Consider the following 18,634-nt stretch of genomic DNA (forward strand, 5'->3'; position numbering starts at 1 on the left):
CAAAGGTAAAAATAAAGTAATGTACCCTTAATAAAAAAGGCTGTTTAATAAAAACAGCCCCTAATTATATAACAATAAAAAATTATTAAAAGGCTAAAAAAGCTTTATTGTATTCACGCAAATCCAGCAAGTTATTTTTCTTGCTAAGGTCGCTAAAAAGAGAAAGCAGGTACTCAAGACTTTCCAAGTCATTCTCAGAAGCCGCAGCTTGTGTGGTTACTTCTCCCTCTTCTTCATCTACCGGCTCATCATCCGGAATCGGGATTAAAAATGCACCATTTTGCTCAAGGTGCTCATAAGTAAGGCGAATGGCTTTGGTAAGTACAGGATTATGTTCGTTTAAAGAATATTCCCGCAATTTTTTTAAATCTTCAACAAGTATTTCAGCATCAAAACCTTTTTTAAAAAGATCTACCTGCATTTTATTTATAAGCTTTTGCGCACTTTGGTTCTCCACAACAAGATAATTATTTATTATTTTAAAGGACAGCAAAAATAAGGTATAATAAGCTTTTGAACATAATAAAAAAGAAAAAAAATACCATTTTTTGTTAAATAAATTTTTATAAGGGTGTTTACTGCAATTGCCTGAAATAAATTGAGCCCCTTTTGGAGGGGCTCTGTACTTTTAAAATTATAACAAACTACTGGTTTATTAATACCTCTGGCGTTCAACCATCCACTGCGGATATTCTTTATTAAGCGCACTTACAGAATCTATTTTCTCCAACTCTTCTTCGGTTAAGGTAATATTTACCGATTTTAGGTTATCCTGAAGCTGGTGTGCGTTTTTTGCCCCTATAATGGTACTGGTAACCCTTGGCTGTTGCCTTACCCATGCCAGCGCAATCTGAGCTGGGCTCGCATCGCGGTTATTACCCATTTGGGTTATTACATCAATAATGTCAAAAGTTTTGTCTTTATCAATTGGAGGAAAATCAAAATTAGCACGGCGGCCTTCATTGTTTTCAGATTCGCGGGTATATTTACCGGATAGAAACCCTCCTGCAAGCGGACTCCAGGGCATAACAGCCAGGTTCTGGTCCTGGGCAAGGGGTATAATTTCACGTTCAATATCCCTTCCTGCAAGCGAATAAAAATACTGTAGCCCTATAAATTTATTCCAACCGTGTTTTTCGGCTATACCCTGTGCTTTCATAACCATCCAGGCGGGCCAGTTGCATACGGCAATGTAGCGGGCTTTGCCACTCAGCACAACATCATTAAGCGCCCGCATGGTTTCTTCTACAGGTGTGCGCTCATCTACACCGTGAACATATAGTATATCCAGGTGGTCTGTTTGTAACCTTTGCAGGCTTTGATCTATAGAATTAAATATATGAAAGCGTGAAAGGCCTTTATCATTAAGGCTTTCGCTCATTGGACCGCGCACCTTACTGGCTATAACCAGTTCATGACGGTTAAGGCCTACATCTTTAAGAGATTGCCCTAATAGCTTTTCTGATTCTCCTAATGAATAAACATTTGCGGTATCAATAAAATTAATGCCGGAATCTACCACGGTACGCATAAGCTGGTTCACTTCCTGCTGTTGTGTGCCGCCAATGGCTTTCCATATACCCTGGCTACCAAAAGTCATAGTGCCAAAGCATAACTCTGAAACCTGTATGCCGGTATTGCCTAATACATTATATTTCATGGTAAAATATTTAAATTGTACTATACAAAAATACATCCTGAACAGATGGTATAGCTTATAGTAATCAAACCATGTATTGCAAAATTCAAATAATTAATCAATTAAGATAGGTAGAGAATTTTGGGTCCATAAGGTTGGTAAAAGCATTTTTTATGCTACCGTCAGGGTTTAATATTATAGTACGGTTAATTTTAGTAAGCGCCCATTTGTCTTTTAGCGTTTCAAGATCATAAGCACGCAGTTGCAGGGCATCATTATAGGGGTAAAGCGATAATGTTTTTTTCCATTCGTTTTCGTAATCCACATTCACGGCAATAAAGTTTACATCAGGATATTCTTCTTTTAAATCCTTTACTTTATCATAAATAGCAGATAACCGTGCGCGGGCACAACTTGTCCAGAAAAAAATTACCGTTTTTTTATTGACGTTATTAATGTCATAATACTTATTATTAACATCCACCAGTTTTATCTGGGGGAGTTTATTACCCTCTTTAAGAGATTTAACACCTTTGGCAATATTGCGGATCTCATTTTCTTTACTGTCATCTGTAGAGCGCTCCAGATATTCTGATAAAAATTTCTGGTTATTTATTGTATTCTGGTCTTCAATAAGGTAACCAAAAGCTACGTTATTAAGCACATCATTTTTAACCTGCTCATTTTTAAATAAGGTGTCGGCAATGCGCAACTTGGCAATATTATCATTAAATACGTTATTTTCAAGGTTGCTTACACGCCCTTTACGGCTATAAGCTCGGTTGTTGAGCATGCCTGAAAGGTACCGCATATAAGGAGAAAAGCCTATAAATTCGGTATTATCAAGGTTAATTTCTTTACGGAAATCATAATAATTACCAGGCAGTTGGGCAATTATATTTTCACCGGTGCGTCGGTCATGCAAATAAGGGTAATATTCTTTTTTAGTATAATAATTAAGGTTAAGCCGCGCCCTTCCAAAAAAGTCAAACCCATCACTCCAGTTTATTTTTTTCTTGCCCTCTTCATAAAACTTTTTTCTTTTGCTGTATGTAGCATCTATATTTTTAATAAAGGAATTATAGTCATAACTATAAACATTATACATTTGGTTCCTGTCCTCTTCATTTTTAAGGTACAGCTCCATCATAAAATTATTTTTTTCATTACCCCGTCCGCTAAACACTACCGATTCATCAAAATTTGCGGTGTTAACCGAAAGCATTATACTGTCGTTACGGTCAAAATAAACAAACTGATAGTCTGTACCGTGTTTAAAGTTATACATACCCGGCGCAAGGGAATCATACTTAACAAAAAACCTGTTATTTTTATCCAGTTTAATAGTGTCTGCAAATTTGTTATTCTTGCTCAGTATAATATAGGGTGTACGCGGATTGGTAATTTCACCCCCGAAATATACAGTAGTATCATCATCATCACCCTGGCAGGAAGCCAACGTGAAAATAATACAAATAATAAGCAGTGATTTATAATTTCGGAACATCAGGTGATTTTAATTGTCCAAATAATTGTACTACACGCAAAAGTATTTTAATATACGATTAATTTAGTTAAAATACAGTTAAAATAAGGCTTTATAAAGCATTGGTTAAAGTGTGGGTAAGACCATATAATTTTGTACTTTTGCCAAAATTTAATTAAATGCTATCAGTTTCAAATCTATCGGTTCAGTTTGGTAAAAGAATTTTGTTTGACGAGGTAAACACCTCTTTTACACAAGGTAACTGTTATGGTATAATAGGTGCTAACGGGGCAGGTAAATCAACCTTTTTAAAAATACTTGCCGGCGATATAGACCCTACATCAGGCCACGTTCATTTAGAGCCTGGCAAACGCATGTCTGTTCTTAACCAAAATCACAACATGTTTGATGAAAATACGGTTATAGAAACCGTAATGATGGGGAATAAGACACTTTTTGCCGTAAAAAAAGAAATGGATGATATTTACCTGAAACCTGATTTTTCGGACAAAGATTCTGAAAGGGTAGGGGAGTTACAGGTTATTTTTGAAGAAATGAACGGTTGGAATGCCGATGCCGATGCTGCAGCGCTTTTATCAAGCCTTGGTATTGAAGAGGAGCACCACTATACCCTTATGGGTGATATGGACAGCAAGCTGAAGGTACGGGTGCTTTTGGCACAGGCGCTTTTTGGCAACCCTGATGTACTAATAATGGATGAGCCTACCAACGACCTGGATTTTGAAACAATTGGCTGGCTGGAAAACTTTTTATCCGGTTATGACAATACTGTAATTGTAGTATCGCATGACCGACATTTTCTGGATGCGGTATGTACCCATATATCAGATATTGATTTTGGTAAAATGAACCAGTATTCCGGTAATTATACATTTTGGTATGAGTCTAGCCAGTTAGCGGCAAGGCAACGTGCCCAACAGAATAAAAAAGCGGAAGAAAAGAAAAAAGAACTACAGGAGTTTATTATGCGTTTTAGCGCTAACGTGGCAAAATCCAAACAAGCTACAAGCCGTAAAAAAATGCTTGAGAAACTTAAGATTGACGATATTAAACCATCAAGCAGGAGATATCCTGCCATTATATTTGACCAGGAGCGTGAAGCGGGAGACCAGATACTTAATATTACAGGCCTTACAGCATCAGTAGATGGTGAATTGCTATTTAAGGATATTGACTTTAATATGGCAAAAGGCGATAAAGTGGTAGTAGTATCTAAAGATTCACGTGCTACTTCTGCTTTTTATGAAATTTTAAATGACAAAATGAAAGCCGATGCCGGTAGTTTTGAATGGGGTGTTACTACGTTACAGAGTTACCTTCCGTCTGACAACCATGAGTATTTTGAGAATGACCTTACGCTGGTTGACTGGCTGCGCCAATGGGCTAAAACAGAAGAGGAGCGTGATGAAGTTTACATACGCGGATTTTTGGGTAAAATGCTTTTTAGCGGTGAAGAGGCCCTTAAAACAGGCAGGGTACTTTCAGGAGGTGAAAAAGTACGCTGTATGTTATCGCGGATGATGATGATGCGCGCTAATGTGCTGATGCTTGATGAGCCTACCAACCACCTTGACCTTGAGAGTATAACAGCATTTAATAATTCGCTTAAAAACTTTAAAGGTTCGGTGCTATTTACCACGCATGACCATGAGTTTGCACATACTGTAGCAAACAGGGTACTGGAAATTACCCCTAATGGCGCTATAGACCGTTACCTTACTTTTGATGATTATTTTGATGACGAAAAAATAAAAGAACTGAGAAAGAAAATGTATTCATAAAACATAGAGGTGTCTCAAAAGTATTGTAATTCTTAACGTTAGAAAATACTTCGTACGGAATTACAATACTTTTGAGACACAGCTTTTTTTATTTCCTGAACTTGCTTATAAGCCATATAATAAGTGCTATTACAGCAATTACTATAAATATGCCCACGCCAATACCTGCCTGAAAAATATCTCCTACCAGTTCACAACCGGTAAGCAGCGGTAATAACATAGCAAACAGCCCGAGTATTATAATACGATTTTTCATAATAGTATGTCTTTAGGTTATTGTACATATAAAGATACAGGGCTTGAAATATAATTTAGTTAAAAGAAATGTAATTAAGTTATATTTATGTAAATAGTTTTATACTACATAATAAGCCGTACGCCACCCAGTTCAGAAACTTTATATGAAAATTTATCTCCAGGAGAACCTATAAACATAAAATTTTTAGGAATAGCCCATTTGTTAGAAAGCTTATCTATAAGTTCGGGGCCAAAAGTACCATCAATTTCAATAAACTCAATATGTATTTCAGGATAAGCCCTATCCAGAACTTCCAGGTCAATTTTAAGTGCTTCGTTATTATCGCCAGGACTTTTTACATTTACTATTTTAAGCTTTTTTGTGGTTTCATTGTCCTGAACGTACTGCATTACTTTATTAAGTATGGCTACATTATCTCCTTTGGTAAAAAACACAAATTCCTGAGAATGTATTTTTCTATGCATTTTTTGCAGATACCTGTTGCTCACAATGGCAAATTTACGAACTGGTTTATAAAAATATCCAATTGAATTTAATGCTAACTGTATTATAAAAGAACGGTTTAGCATAATTATTATAAACAATAGGGCAGGTATTAAGTATTTTATAAAAGTTATAAAAGCATCTCTGTTTAAAATTATATTACCAAAAAAGGCGAGGGCTACAAACAATATAGCAACAATAACAGAGGGTATAGGTGCACGCTCTGGGCGGGGCAGCCTTTTGCGTTTTATTTTAAGTAATATATTACCAATGCCAAACAGACACATCACCGCTAAAAAAGAAAAGGTATATACCCCTGCAAGTGATTCCAGATGGCCTTTTGTAACAAGAAGCACCGAAACACATAGCAATAAAAAGCTTATAATAATGCGGTAATTGCTTCCACGTTTGTTTTCTTTTAAAAAGTAATTGGGCAAAACCCTATCCAGTGTCATTCGTTTTAAAAGCCCACTCACACCTACAAAAGAGGTTAATACCGCACCGCATAATACCAGTACTGCATCTATAGAAATAAGCCATGACAGCCAGGCACCACCAGTTGTAGCCCCTAAAAATGACAATAAAGACTCTTTATGTGCGTCAAGCTGTACAACAGGTATAATAGCAATAAGCAAAATAGCTATAACAGGATTAAAAAAACTCACTATAGCCCACATGTTACGTAGTGTTTTGGGGAAAACCCCATTTTTTTGTTCTTCAACAAAGTTGGCAGAACTTTCAAAGCCAGATATTCCGAGCATGGCTGCCGAAAAGCCTAAAAACAATACGTAAATCATACCCCGTGGATTTATGGGCAATGACCAGTTTAACCTGAAAATATCAAAACCATTTACTGAGACAAAGTATACAGAGGCTATAACCAAAAGAAATAACGAAATAAGGTGTACTATAAAAATAAAAACGGCCACGGCAGCCGATTCTCCAATACCTATAATAGAAAGTAATGTAAAAGCTCCCAGTACTACAATGGTGGCTATACGTATGTCTAACCCTGGTATAATATTTTCCAGATAGTGCATTGCCTCGGTAGCAGAAAGTACTGCTGTTGCCATATAGGAAAGTACTGTGAGTATAGCGGCTATAGAAGCGATTCTTTTAGTAGAAGTGTTAAGTAGCACATTGTAGGCACCCCCATTAAGAGGCAAGGCCCCTACAACTTCGCCATAAATTTTCCTGAATAAAAAAAGTACAAAAGCTACTATTAGTAATGATATCCATGCATATTGCCCTGCATAGCCTATGGTAAGCGCCGATACATACAGGCAAGATGAACTGATATCGTTTCCGCAAATGGCCGTAGCCTGTAATTCATTAAGTTTATGAACAATTTTATCTTTCATTTCAGGTGTTTTGATAAAAAAATATTTTGTATTTAAAATTACAATAATACTTTACAGTACTTGTAAACTTTAGCAAATAATTTATTTTTTTAAAAGCTATTCAACAATATCCTTATGCCTACTATTACAAGGCAGGCTGCCAACGCCCTGAGTATAAACTGGCTTTTAACTTTATGCGAAAAATAAGCGCCGAGTTGTGCACCGGGTACCACGCCAATTATAAGAAATAATATCATGTACTGGGTTTCGGTATCAGAGTAAGTACCGCTTGCAACATGGGTTAATACACTTACAGTAGCCATAATGGCAAGTATAAAGTGCGATGTGGCTGTAGCAATATATACCGGAAATTTGAGCCAGTGCGCCATGGCAGGTACATGTATTATACCACCGCCTATACCTAATAAAGGGGAAATAAACCCTACAACAATACTAATAATATTTCCTACCCAGGGGTTATAGCTGTATCTGTATATAGTGCCTTTACTATCAGTTAATATATGTTGTATATGGTGCTTGGGCAGGTTTGTATTGTTTGAGTCATCTCTTTGAGCCATTCTCTTTAAAAAAAGGTAGGCAGAGAGCAGTATTAATAAAAGCCCAAAGATAAGGTTGAATGTTTTTTGCGGAATAAACTGAACGGTATACACCCCCAAAATTGAACCCGGTATGGTAAAGAGGGCAAAAATAATACCTGCTTTATAATCAATACGTCTGGATTTACCATAAGCAAATGTCCCCGAAATAGCATTAACAGCCACAACCGCTATAGAAATACCGGTAACAATTTCCGGGCTAAGCTCCGGATAAAAGATAAGAAGTAGCGGCACCAGCATAAAGCCGCCCCCGGCACCTATAAGTGTTCCGAATGTACCAATGGCAAAGCCGGATAAAATAAGTAATACGTTTGTCAAAACAAGATTCTTGTTTTGCAAAAATGATATAAAAAATAATATTAGCCTAAAATAAAAAGCAGAATTGTTTTGTAATTAACATAAAAACAAATAAAAATGTAACAATATAGAGTTAGTAGACTAATGTTGGATTTTTAAAAAACCAGTAGGTTTATATCGGTTACATCAATGGTAAACCATTCGCCAATGCTGCGGTTAGTAAGCCTGCCATGATAAAAGTAAACACCATTTTTTAAACCTGGGTTACATCTTATGGCGCTCTCTATACCTCCGTCATCTGCCATTTGCAAAAGAAAGGGACTTATAATGTTGCTGATAGAAAGTGATGCCGTTTTGCTGTAACGTGAGGGTATATTTGGTACACAATAATGCGTTACATTATGTTTTACAAAAGTTGGCTTTTCGTGGGTAGTAACATCAGAGGTTTCAAAACACCCGCCGGTATCAATAGATACATCTATTATTACTGCGCCGCGCTTCATACGCTCTACCATGGTTTCACTTACTACAACCGGGCTACGGTCTTTGCCACGCATGGCACCAATGGCAACATCACAACGCATCAGGGCTTTTAGCAGTGTTTTTTCCTGTATGGTGCTGGTAAATATACGCTGGTTAAGGTTGTTTTGCAGCCTGCGGAGTTTGTTTATAGAGTTATCAAAAACTTTTACGCTTGCGCCAAGGCCAATAGCCGTTTTAGCGGCAAATTCTGCAGCTGTGCCTGCACCTAGTATAACAACCTCTGTAGGAGATACGCCGGTAATATTACCAAAAAGCAAGCCTTTGCCCAGTTTTTGGCTTATCATAAGTTCGGCTGCTATAAGTATAGAGGCGGTGCCTGCAATTTCACTAAGCGATTTTACGGCGGGGTAAGAGCCGTCTTCGTCTTTAATATATTCAAAGGCAATGGCCGTTATTTTTTTTGCCTTTAACGACTCAAAAAATTCTTTTTTTTGGGTTTTTAACTGTAGTGCAGAAATAAGGAGGGTTTCAGGATTCATCATTTCAATCTCCTTACTGGTAGGCGGTTCAACCTTTAGTATTATAGGGCATGAAAATACCTTATGCGGGTCACTTGTTACTTCTGCACCAGCATCGCTGTATTCTTTATCACTGTAGCTGGCGCTTTTACCCGCCCCTGATTCAATTAATACCCTGTGCCCATGGGCTGTAAGGGAGTTTACCGCATCTGGTGTAAGGCATATCCTGCGCTCCTGGTATGATGTTTCTGCCGGTAAGCCAATAAAAAGCTCACTTTTATGCCTGCCTACCTCCAGTTTTTCTTCCTGTGGTATGAGCTGCTGCTTTGTAAATGGTGTTAACGACATGGCTCTGCTGGTATATTTTGATACAATTTACAAAAATTTAAAATATTACATATTAATTTACAATCAAATGCCTCATGCCATCTGGCAGGGCTTCAATCTTAATAACAGTATGGTCTAAAGGAATGAGGTTTGGCGCATTTTCAGGCCACTCTATAAGGCAGGTATCACCTGAATAAAAGTATTCGTCTATACCCATATCATACGCTTCTTCTTCATTAGTAAGCCTGTAAAGGTCAAAATGATAAATAATTTTGCCGTTGGCAGCAACATATTCATTAACAATAGAAAAAGTTGGGCTTGAAGTTAAATCGCTTACCCCAAATTGCCGGCAAAGCGCTTTTATAAAAGTAGTTTTACCTGCGCCCATGCTGCCCTCTAAAAGAATGATATTTTTTATATTATAATTTAGTACCTGTGCTGCCACATCATCTATTTCATCTAATGAAAAATGTTTCTCCATGCGGGGTATTATTTCGGATTAAATACTAAAAACGGTATAATAACCTCTTCCAGAGAAATACCTCCATGCTGGTAGGTATTGCGATAGTAGCTTACATAATGGTTATAATTGTTTACATAAGCCAGGAAATTATCATTTTTGGCAAATATATAAGAACTGCTCATATTAATGGCAGGCAGCTGTATAGATTTTGGGTCTTTTATAAAATATACATCTTTTTCTTCAAACGTAAGGCTGCGCCCGGTTTTATAACGCAGGTTAAGGCTGGTATTACGGTCGCCAATTACCTTGCTCGGGTTTTTCACGTTTATAGTACCGTGGTCTGTAGTAATAATTAAACGCATGCCCATTTGCTGTGCCTGCTGTATCATTTCCAGCAAAGGCGAATTGCGGAACCAGCTCAGGGTGAGTGAACGATATGCTTTATCATTGCTGGCAAGCTCTTTTACCACATCCATCTCTGTTTTGGCGTGGCTAAGCATGTCTACAAAATTATATACTATGGTAGTGATATCATTATCTTTTAAACCTTTAAAATTATCTACCAGTTTTTTACCATCCCTAAAATTAGTGATTTTGTAATATTCCTGTTTAAGCTCACGCATGCCAAGGCGGCGCAGCTGCTCAGTTAAAAAATCGCCTTCATACAGGTTTTTACCTCCTTCATCTACATCATTTTTCCAATATTGCGGGTACTTCTTTTCCATTTCTAATGGGGTTAACCCACTAAAAATGGCATTACGTGCATATTGGGTAGCGGTTGGCAAAATAGAGTAGTAGGGGTGCTCTTTTTCAAGTTTGTAATAATTGGCTACAACACTTTCAAAAGCTTTCCACTGGTCATAGCGCAAATTATCAATAACAACAAAAAGCAGGGGCTGTTTCTTTTTTATTTCGGGCACTACAAGTTCCCGAAACAGGGTATGTGATAGTACCGGTTTATCAGCTTTAGGTTCAAACCAGTCTTCGTAGTTTTTCTCAATAAATTTACCAAACTGCGAATTGGCTTCCAGCTTTTGCGATTCCAGTATCTCAACCAGCCCCTGCTCATTAATATTTTCAAGCTCAAGCTCCCAGAAAATAAGTTTTTTATAGAGTTCAATCCAGTCTTCCCACGAATTTACCATAGAAAGCTCCATAGATATTTTACGGAATTCTTTTTGGTAATCTAATGTGGTTTTGCTGGATACCAGTCGGCTGTTATCAAGGTTTTTTTTAAGTGAAAGAAGTATTTGGTTGGGGTTTACCGGTTTAATAAGGTAATCGGCAATTTTAGAGCCAATGGCCTCTTCCATTATATATTCTTCCTCACTTTTGGTAATCATTACTACAGGTACCGATGATTTACTCTCTTTCATTTCCGAAAGTACCTCAAGTCCGCTGATACCCGGCATGTTCTCATCAAGAAAAACAATATCAAAGTTTTCTTCGTTAAACATGTCCAGTGCATCCTGTCCATTGTTGGCGGTAGTAACTTTATAGTTCTTCTTTTCAAGAAAAAGTATGTGGGGTTTAAGCATATCTATTTCATCATCAACCCATAATATTTTTATATCATTCATGTGTAATGCGGGAATTTTCGTTCAGTGTATAACGCCTGCAAGTTAAATTTATTTAACTATTTTTATATTAATTTTTTTATAAAAATGAAATAATATATATTTTATTGAAGTCTTATTTTAAATATTTTTTTGATGGAAATAACAGAAGATAATATATTGGAAGTTAAGCAAAATATCTTTTTTCAGGCAGAAGTTTTTATAAATGATATAGGAGAATTTGCTCCTTTTGGTTTAATTTATAAAAGTGATAAAATCATACCGCTTGGATATTATACTAATGAAGAAATTATGAATGGAAGTGAAACTATTGAAAATATGAAAAAATACATGGAGGATTCTTTGAAAAAGGCGGAGATAAAAATAGCAGCATTAGCTTATGATATTTATATGGAATTGCATTCAACTTCAAATAAAAAAACAAGTGCTTTATGTTTAGAACTCTCTACAGGAAAGGGATGGGAAACTAATTATTATGTTTATAAAATTATTAGAGGAAAATGTGAATGGGGTGTATAAAAAAGGCCTGCAAAAAAAACTTTGCAGACCTCTTCTTCAATAACCTAAGTAACAAAAAATAACGTTATTATTGTCCTCGCGGTTTTTTTGAAGCTGTTTTAAAAAATTATATTTTACTCTTACGTTTTTGTTTATTTGGCTTTGATAGTAAACACATATCACTATTTCAAAAAATTCCTTCATAAAATTACTGAATAGGCTCTATAAAACCTGATTTATGCTATATGATTAACCAATGTTTAACGCATACTATTAATAAGCGTTAAAAGCCTTACAGCAACCGTTAAAATATGCCTTTGCGGTTTGGTGTAGCCTTAGTATCTTTGATAAAAATATAGCCATCCTTACATGGGACAAATAAATAAGCTGAAAATATTAAACGACCCTATATACGGGTTTATCTCCATTACAAACCCTTTATTGTACGATCTTATACAACACCCTTATTTTCAGCGACTGCGCCGTATTTCGCAAATGGGGCTTTCTTACCTTGTTTACCCGGGGGCGCACCATACCCGTTTTCATCATGCGTTGGGCTGCATGCATATTATGCAGCGCACTATTGGTGTTTTACGCTTTAAAGGCACCGAAATTAGCGAAGAAGAAGAAAATGCCCTTTGCATTGCCATACTGCTGCATGATATTGGCCATGGGCCGTTTAGCCATGCCATGGAGCACAGTATTGTAGAGGGTATTAGCCATGAAAGCATATCGCTGATGTTTATGGAAAAGCTTAATACAGAATTTAACGGAAAGCTGGACCTTGCCCTGAAAATATTTAAAGGCGAATATCCCCGTAAATTTATGCTGCAGCTTATATCGAGCCAGTTGGATATGGACCGTATGGACTACCTGAAACGCGATAGCTTTTACAGCGGCGTGGCCGAGGGTAACATTAATAGTGAACGTCTATTACAAATGTTTACCGTAAAAGACGACTTATTAATGATAGAAGAGAAAGGCATCTATTCGGTTGAAAAATTTCTGGTAGCCCGCAGGCTTATGTACTGGCAAACCTACCTGCACAAAACCAGCGTGGCGGCAGAGCTTATGCTAACCCGTGTATTAAAACGTGCTAAAGAGCTGTTGGCGCTTAACCGAGAGGTAACAGCCAGTAAACCGCTTTATTTTTTTCTGAATAACAAAATTGGCCCCGAAGAATTTACTTCGGATATTTTAGTTACATTTTCGCAGCTTGATGATTTTGATATTATAAGCGCTATTAAAGAATGGCAGTTTCACGATGATTTTGTTTTAAGCGAACTCAGCAAAAGCATAATAAACCGTGATTTACCAAAAATAACGCTCCAGTCTAAAAAAATTGATAAACCTACCTTACTAACCATAAGGCAAGAGGTGGCAGCTTTGTATAACATAAGCGAAAAAGAAGCACGCTATTTTGTTTTTAAGGGCGAGTTAAAAAACCAGGCCTATAATAAAGCGGAAGAACCCATACATATTTTGAAAAAAGACGGTACTATAGAGGATGTAGCCGAAGCATCAGACCAATTGAGTATTAAAGCTTTGTCTAAACCTGTAACCAAGTATTACCTGTGTTATCCAAAAGTACTTTTGGAAAAAGCAGCTTTTTAATTTTATTTTATATTTTTGTCAGAATGAAATTTACAGCAGAACAGATAGCAGGTATACTTGAAGGAGAGATAGTGGGCAATCCACAGGCTGAAGTATATAAATTAGCGAAGATAGAAGAAGGGGCAGAGGGGGCTATTACCTTTTTGGCTAACCCTAAATATGCATCTTATATATATACAACACGGGCATCTATTACTATAGTTAATAAAACGTTTGAGCCTGAAAACGAAATTTTTACTACTCTTATTAAGGTAGAAGATGCCTATAAAGCTTTCTCTAAACTGCTGGAATATTACAACCAGGTAAAACTAATGAAGTCTGGTATTGAACAGCCTTCTGTAGTCTCTGAAAATGTTACCTATGGTGATGACCTTTACCTGGGCAGCTTTTGCTATATTGGTAAAAATGTTACTATTGGCAATAATGTAAAAATTTATCCCAACAGTTTTGTGGGCGATAATGTGGTTATTGGAGACAATACCATACTTTTTGCCGGGGTACGCATATACTCTGAAACAGAAATAGGAAAAAATTGTGTTATACACTCCGGTACTGTAATTGGATCAGACGGATTTGGCTTTGCCCCCAATGAAGAAGGCGTTTACAGCAAAGTACCGCAAATAGGCAACGTTATTATAGAAGATAATGTTGATATAGGAGCCTGTACCACTATAGACAGGGCTACTTTAGGAAGCACTATAATTAAAAAAGGCGTAAAACTGGATAACCAGATACAAATTGCGCATAATGTGGTAATAGGAGAAAATACCGTTATAGCCTCTCAAACCGGTATTGCTGGTTCTACCAAAATTGGTAAAAACTGTATTATTGGCGGCCAGGTTGGTATTGTAGGCCATATTACTATTGGTAACAATGTGCGTATACAGGCCCAGAGCGGTGTATCTAAAAACCTAAGTGATGGTGAAGCAATACAGGGTTCGCCTGCTTTACCCTATACAGATTTTAATAAAGCATATGTCCATTTCAGGAATTTGCCTAAAATAGTATCTGATGTAAACGAACTCAAAAAAACAGCCAAAGAAACAAACAAAAACAGTATATAAATGGTTAAACAGACCACGATTAAAGATTCAATTTCTTTGAAAGGCGTTGGCCTGCATACGGGAAAAGAAGTAACAATGACTTTTAAACCCGCGCCTGTTAATAACGGGTATACTTTTGTAAGGGTTGACCTGGAAGGGCAACCTGTAATAGAGGCAGATGCTAATTATGTGGTAAATACCCAAAGGGGTACTAACCTTGAAAAAAAAGGGGTTAAAATACAAACATCAGAGCACGTTTTAGCGGCATTTGTGGGGTGTGGGGTAGATAATGTTATTATTGAGCTTGATGCACCCGAACCGCCTATAATGGACGGCTCTTCTAAATTTTTTGTAGAAGCCATTGAAAAGGCCGGGATTGAAGAGCAGGATGCCGAACGAAAAGAGTATGTTGTAAAAGAGGTAATTTCTTTTACTGACGAAACTACCGGCAGCGAAATTATTGTTATGCCTGCCGATGATTACCAGGTAACTGCCATGGTTGATTTTGGTACCAAAGTTTTGGGCACACAAAATGCAACACTTAAAAATATTAACGATTTTAAAGCTGAGATTTCTGATTCAAGAACCTTTAGTTTTTTGCATGAACTCGAAACATTGTTGCAAAACGGGCTTATAAAAGGCGGAGACCTGAATAATGCTATTGTTTATGTAGATAAAGAAATATCTACAGATACAATGGAGAGCCTGAAAAAGGCTTTTGGAAAAGAAAGTATTTCGGTAAAACCAAATGGTATTTTAGATAATCTTACACTGCATTACCCTAATGAGGCTGCACGCCATAAACTGCTTGATGTTATTGGCGACCTTGCCCTTGTAGGGGTAAGGATAAGGGGTAAAGTAATTGCCAATAAACCAGGGCATTTTGTAAATACACAATTTGCCAAAAAACTATCTAAAATAATAAAAATAGAACAACGTAACCAAGTACCTGTTTACGATCTTAATAAGGAGCCCCTTATGGATGTAAACAAAATAATGGCTATGTTGCCGCACAGACCCCCGTTTTTGCTGGTTGATAAAATTCTTGAAATGAGCGATACCCATGTGGTAGGGCTTAAGAATGTAACCATGAACGAGGGCTTTTTTGTAGGGCATTTCCCGGGGGCGCCAGTAATGCCAGGTGTTCTTATTGTAGAAGCTATGGCACAAACAGGTGGTATACTTATATTGAGTACTGTGCCAGACCCGGAAAATTACCTTACCTACTTTATGAAGATTGACAATGTAAAATTTAAACAAAAAGTATTGCCGGGCGATACGCTTGTATTTAAATGCGACCTGCTTTCTCCAATTCGCAGGGGGATATGCCACATGCAGGCTAACGCCTATGCCAATGGAAAATTAGTTGCCGAAGCAGAGCTTATGGCACAAATCACAAAATCAGCTAACAGCTAAACAGAAAGTATGAATCAACCTTTAGCATATGTACATCCGGGTGCCAAAATAGCCAAAAATGTGGTTATTGAGCCTTTTACTACCATACATAATAATGTGGAAATAGGAGAAGGCACATGGATAGGCTCTAACGTAACTATAATGGAAGGTGCCAGGATTGGCAAAAACTGTAATATATTTCCCGGTGCTGTTATTTCAGCGCCACCACAGGACCTTAAATACCAGGGAGAAGAAACTACTGCCGAAATTGGCGATAACACTACCATAAGAGAGTGTGTTACCATAAACCGTGGTACAGTAGACCGTATGAAAACCAAAATAGGCAAAAATTGCCTTATTATGGCGTATTCTCATATTGCGCATGACTGTATTGTGGGCGATTTTTGCATTTTTTCTAACAACTCTAACTTAGCAGGGCATATTACTGTAGGAGATTATGTGGTGCTTGCCGGGCTTACTGCCATACACCAATTTTGCTCTATAGGCAACCATGCTTTTGTTACGGGCGGGTCTTTAGTACGTAAAGATGTACCTCCTTTTGTAAAAGCAGCGCGTGAGCCACTCTCTTATGTGGGCATAAATTCGGTAGGGCTAAGAAGGCGTGGCTTTACGCCCGAAAAAATCAGGGAAATACAGGATATATACCGCATACTCTACCAAAAAAATTACAACAATTCTCAGGCTATAGAAATTGTAGAGGCCGAGATGGAGGCAACCCCGGAGCGTGATGAAATCATCATGTTTACAAGAAATTCTTCAAGGGGTATTATGAAGGGGTATTCAGGAAATTATTAATAAATTTGATTTTTAAACAAACATAAAATGGCAAGTACATCAGATATAAGAAACGGTTTATGCATTAAGTTTAACCACGATATCTATAAAATTATTGAATTTTTACACGTAAAACCCGGTAAAGGACCGGCGTTTGTGCGCACAAAACTTAAAAGCCTTACCACAGGTAAAGTATTAGACAATACTTTTTCTGCCGGCCATAAAATTGAAGACGTAAGGGTAGAAACGCATAAATACCAGTATTTATATGCAGAAGGAGATATGTTTAACTTTATGCATGCCGAAACATTTGAGCAGATAGCACTTAACAAAAATATACTTGATGCCCCGGATTTACTAAAAGAGGGTGAAAATGTAATGGTAATTATCAACGCCGAGACAGAAGCGCCATTATCTGTAGATATGCCGCCTTCTGTAATACTTGAAGTAACATATGCCGAACCCGGAGTAAAAGGTAATACTGCAACCAATGCTACAAAACCTGCTACTGTAGAAACAGGTGCAAGTGTTAATGTACCCCTCTTTATTAATGAAGGTGATAAAATTAAAATTGACACTGCAACAGGCTCTTACCAGGAACGGGTTAAAGAATAACTTTAAATATATAAGGGTTTGCATTTTAGTAAACCCTGTTTTTTTACCAGCCATTTAAATTTTTACTGCAATGAAATTTCCAAGTATATACCCTTTAAAGGAAATTGCAAATATTATAGGTTGTGAGTACGTTGGCGAAGATGCATTTCCGGTGCACGGCATGAACGAAATTCATGTTGTTGAACCGGGTGATATTGTATTTGTAGACCACCCTAAATATTATGAAAAGGCACTGCAATCTGCAGCTACTGTTATTTTAATTAATAAAAAAGTAGATTGCCCGCAGGGCAAGGCACTTTTAATATCTGATGACCCTTTTAGGGACTTTAACAAACTCACTAATTATTTCAATCCGTTCAGGCCATCAGCAACAGCAATTTCTGTTTCTGCAAAAATAGGTGAAGGTACCGTAATACAACCTAACACTTTTATTGGCAACAACGTCACTATTGGTAAAAACTGCGTTATACACCCTAATGTTGCTGTATATGACAATACTGTGATTGGTGATAATGTAGTAATACATGCCGGTACGGTAATAGGGGCAGATGCCTTTTATTATAAAAAACGCCCTGAAGGTTTTGACCCTTTAATTTCGGGCGGACGGGTAGTAATAGAAAATAATGTGGGCATTGGCGCGTTATGTACTATTGATAAAGGAGTAACAGGCGATACCACTATTAAAGAAGGTACTAAATTAGATAACCAGGTACATATAGGCCATGATACTGTTATTGGCAGAAGATGTCTTATTGCTTCGCAAACAGGTATTGCAGGTTGTGTGATTGTTGAGGATGAAGTAACTATGTGGGGACAGGTAGGGGTAACCAGCGCTATAACCATTGGCACTAAAGCAATTATACATGCACAGTCTGGCATTTCTAAATCATTAGAAGGTGGTAAGGTATACTTTGGATCGCCGGCAGAAGAATCGAGGGAAAAATTGAAACAGCTTGCCAATGTGAAAAAGATACCCGAAATTCTCAGCATGCTGAAAAAATAAGTTTGTTTTGTATTATTATGAGCGTTAAAGAAATTATTGAAGGGTACTATAGAGAGCTAATGACCACAAATGATGTGGAACAGTACTATCATAGAAATATGCTGGTAGACTGGCATGGCTCACGCGGTTTTTTGCAAATGAATGCCGAAGACCTTATAATGATGATTAAACAAGTAGATAAGTATTTTATATCTTCGCGTATAGAGATTACACATTTGATTGTTAGTGGTAATGAAGCATCAGTACGTTATAACCATTATGGAGTAACCAAAGACAGCTCTTTTGAAGAAAAACTAATTTCAACATCAATAGGTATATGGCAATTAAAAGATAACAAACTATACCGCGGGTATGTTATGGGGCACTCTGATTAATGGCTT

The 18,634-nt window shown here is 37.2% G+C and carries 18 protein-coding genes; 9 read left to right on the forward strand and 9 right to left on the reverse strand.

Translation table 11 applies throughout. From position 1 onward, the window contains the following. Positions 1 to 85: 85 nt before the first annotated feature. From ABS766_RS08445 to ABS766_RS08455, 3 genes are all read right to left on the reverse strand, one after another. The gene (locus ABS766_RS08445) at positions 86 to 457 is read right to left on the reverse strand and encodes a hypothetical protein (protein WP_408084698.1); all 372 of its coding nucleotides are present in this window, start codon (positions 455 to 457) and stop codon (positions 86 to 88) included. A 198-nt stretch (positions 458 to 655) separates the two neighbouring features. Beyond that, positions 656 to 1,660 carry an aldo/keto reductase gene (locus ABS766_RS08450; RefSeq protein WP_408084699.1) on the reverse strand — a complete coding sequence of 335 codons (1,005 nt, stop codon included), beginning with the start codon at positions 1,658 to 1,660 and terminating at the stop codon, positions 656 to 658. Between the two features lie 97 nt (positions 1,661 to 1,757). Beyond that, complete coding sequence (locus ABS766_RS08455; protein ID WP_408084700.1) at positions 1,758 to 3,146, reverse strand: TlpA family protein disulfide reductase; 1,389 nt, start codon at positions 3,144 to 3,146, stop codon at positions 1,758 to 1,760. A gap of 158 nt (positions 3,147 to 3,304) precedes the next feature. Here ABS766_RS08455 and ABS766_RS08460 point away from each other — a divergent pair, with 158 nt between their 5' ends. Further along, the gene (locus ABS766_RS08460) at positions 3,305 to 4,927 is read left to right on the forward strand and encodes an ABC-F family ATP-binding cassette domain-containing protein (protein WP_408084701.1); all 1,623 of its coding nucleotides are present in this window, start codon (positions 3,305 to 3,307) and stop codon (positions 4,925 to 4,927) included. An 88-nt stretch (positions 4,928 to 5,015) separates the two neighbouring features. On the opposite strand, the gene ABS766_RS08465 is transcribed toward ABS766_RS08460, so the two are convergent. The 6 genes from ABS766_RS08465 to porX all read right to left on the reverse strand — a co-directional run bounded on the left by ABS766_RS08465 (position 5,016) and on the right by porX (position 11,294). Beyond that, the gene (locus tag ABS766_RS08465; RefSeq protein WP_408084702.1) at positions 5,016 to 5,183 is read right to left on the reverse strand and encodes a hypothetical protein; all 168 of its coding nucleotides are present in this window, start codon (positions 5,181 to 5,183) and stop codon (positions 5,016 to 5,018) included. A gap of 104 nt (positions 5,184 to 5,287) precedes the next feature. Beyond that, entirely contained in the window at positions 5,288 to 7,030 is a 1,743-nt protein-coding gene (locus ABS766_RS08470; protein WP_408084703.1) for an APC family permease, read from the reverse strand. Positions 7,031 to 7,119: 89 nt separating this feature from the next. Then, a complete protein-coding gene (locus tag ABS766_RS08475) occupies positions 7,120 to 7,944 on the reverse strand; it encodes a sulfite exporter TauE/SafE family protein (RefSeq protein WP_408084704.1) in 825 nt (274 codons plus the stop codon). 134 nt (positions 7,945 to 8,078) lie between these two features. Next, positions 8,079 to 9,272, reverse strand: a complete 1,194-nt coding sequence (locus tag ABS766_RS08480; RefSeq protein ID WP_408084705.1) for an alanine dehydrogenase — start codon at positions 9,270 to 9,272, stop codon at positions 8,079 to 8,081. Positions 9,273 to 9,324: 52 nt separating this feature from the next. Beyond that, on the reverse strand, positions 9,325 to 9,732 hold the full coding sequence (tsaE, locus tag ABS766_RS08485) for a tRNA (adenosine(37)-N6)-threonylcarbamoyltransferase complex ATPase subunit type 1 TsaE (RefSeq protein WP_408084707.1): 408 nt from the start codon (positions 9,730 to 9,732) through the stop codon (positions 9,325 to 9,327). Between the two features lie 8 nt (positions 9,733 to 9,740). Then, entirely contained in the window at positions 9,741 to 11,294 is a 1,554-nt protein-coding gene (porX, locus tag ABS766_RS08490; RefSeq protein WP_408084708.1) for a T9SS response regulator signal transducer PorX, read from the reverse strand. Between the two features lie 132 nt (positions 11,295 to 11,426). Here porX and ABS766_RS08495 point away from each other — a divergent pair, with 132 nt between their 5' ends. The 8 genes from ABS766_RS08495 (at position 11,427) to ABS766_RS08530 (ending at position 18,628) form a co-directional block, all read left to right on the forward strand. Then, a complete protein-coding gene (locus ABS766_RS08495) occupies positions 11,427 to 11,810 on the forward strand; it encodes a hypothetical protein (protein ID WP_408084709.1) in 384 nt (127 codons plus the stop codon). Positions 11,811 to 12,158: 348 nt separating this feature from the next. Beyond that, positions 12,159 to 13,403 (forward strand): HD domain-containing protein, encoded by a 1,245-nt coding sequence (locus ABS766_RS08500; RefSeq protein ID WP_408084710.1) that lies wholly within the window; start codon positions 12,159 to 12,161, stop codon positions 13,401 to 13,403. Positions 13,404 to 13,426: 23 nt separating this feature from the next. Continuing rightward, positions 13,427 to 14,467, forward strand: a complete 1,041-nt coding sequence (gene lpxD, locus ABS766_RS08505) for a UDP-3-O-(3-hydroxymyristoyl)glucosamine N-acyltransferase (RefSeq protein WP_408084711.1) — start codon at positions 13,427 to 13,429, stop codon at positions 14,465 to 14,467. Continuing rightward, a complete protein-coding gene (locus ABS766_RS08510; protein WP_408084712.1) occupies positions 14,468 to 15,862 on the forward strand; it encodes a bifunctional UDP-3-O-[3-hydroxymyristoyl] N-acetylglucosamine deacetylase/3-hydroxyacyl-ACP dehydratase in 1,395 nt (464 codons plus the stop codon). Positions 15,863 to 15,871: 9 nt separating this feature from the next. Continuing rightward, positions 15,872 to 16,657 (forward strand): acyl-ACP--UDP-N-acetylglucosamine O-acyltransferase, encoded by a 786-nt coding sequence (gene lpxA / locus ABS766_RS08515; protein WP_408084713.1) that lies wholly within the window; start codon positions 15,872 to 15,874, stop codon positions 16,655 to 16,657. A gap of 27 nt (positions 16,658 to 16,684) precedes the next feature. Beyond that, positions 16,685 to 17,251 (forward strand): elongation factor P, encoded by a 567-nt coding sequence (gene efp, locus ABS766_RS08520; RefSeq protein WP_408084714.1) that lies wholly within the window; start codon positions 16,685 to 16,687, stop codon positions 17,249 to 17,251. Between the two features lie 70 nt (positions 17,252 to 17,321). Then, entirely contained in the window at positions 17,322 to 18,254 is a 933-nt protein-coding gene (locus tag ABS766_RS08525) for a UDP-3-O-(3-hydroxymyristoyl)glucosamine N-acyltransferase (RefSeq protein WP_408084715.1), read from the forward strand. A gap of 17 nt (positions 18,255 to 18,271) precedes the next feature. Next, positions 18,272 to 18,628: a hypothetical protein gene (locus ABS766_RS08530; RefSeq protein ID WP_408084716.1), complete on the forward strand. Its 357-nt coding sequence runs from the start codon at positions 18,272 to 18,274 to the stop codon at positions 18,626 to 18,628. The last annotated feature ends 6 nt before the right edge of the window (positions 18,629 to 18,634 follow it).

Origin of the sequence: Flavobacterium rhizosphaerae (assembly GCF_046000445.1) — a bacterium.
Taxonomy (GTDB): Bacteria; Bacteroidota; Bacteroidia; order Flavobacteriales; family Flavobacteriaceae; genus Flavobacterium; species Flavobacterium rhizosphaerae.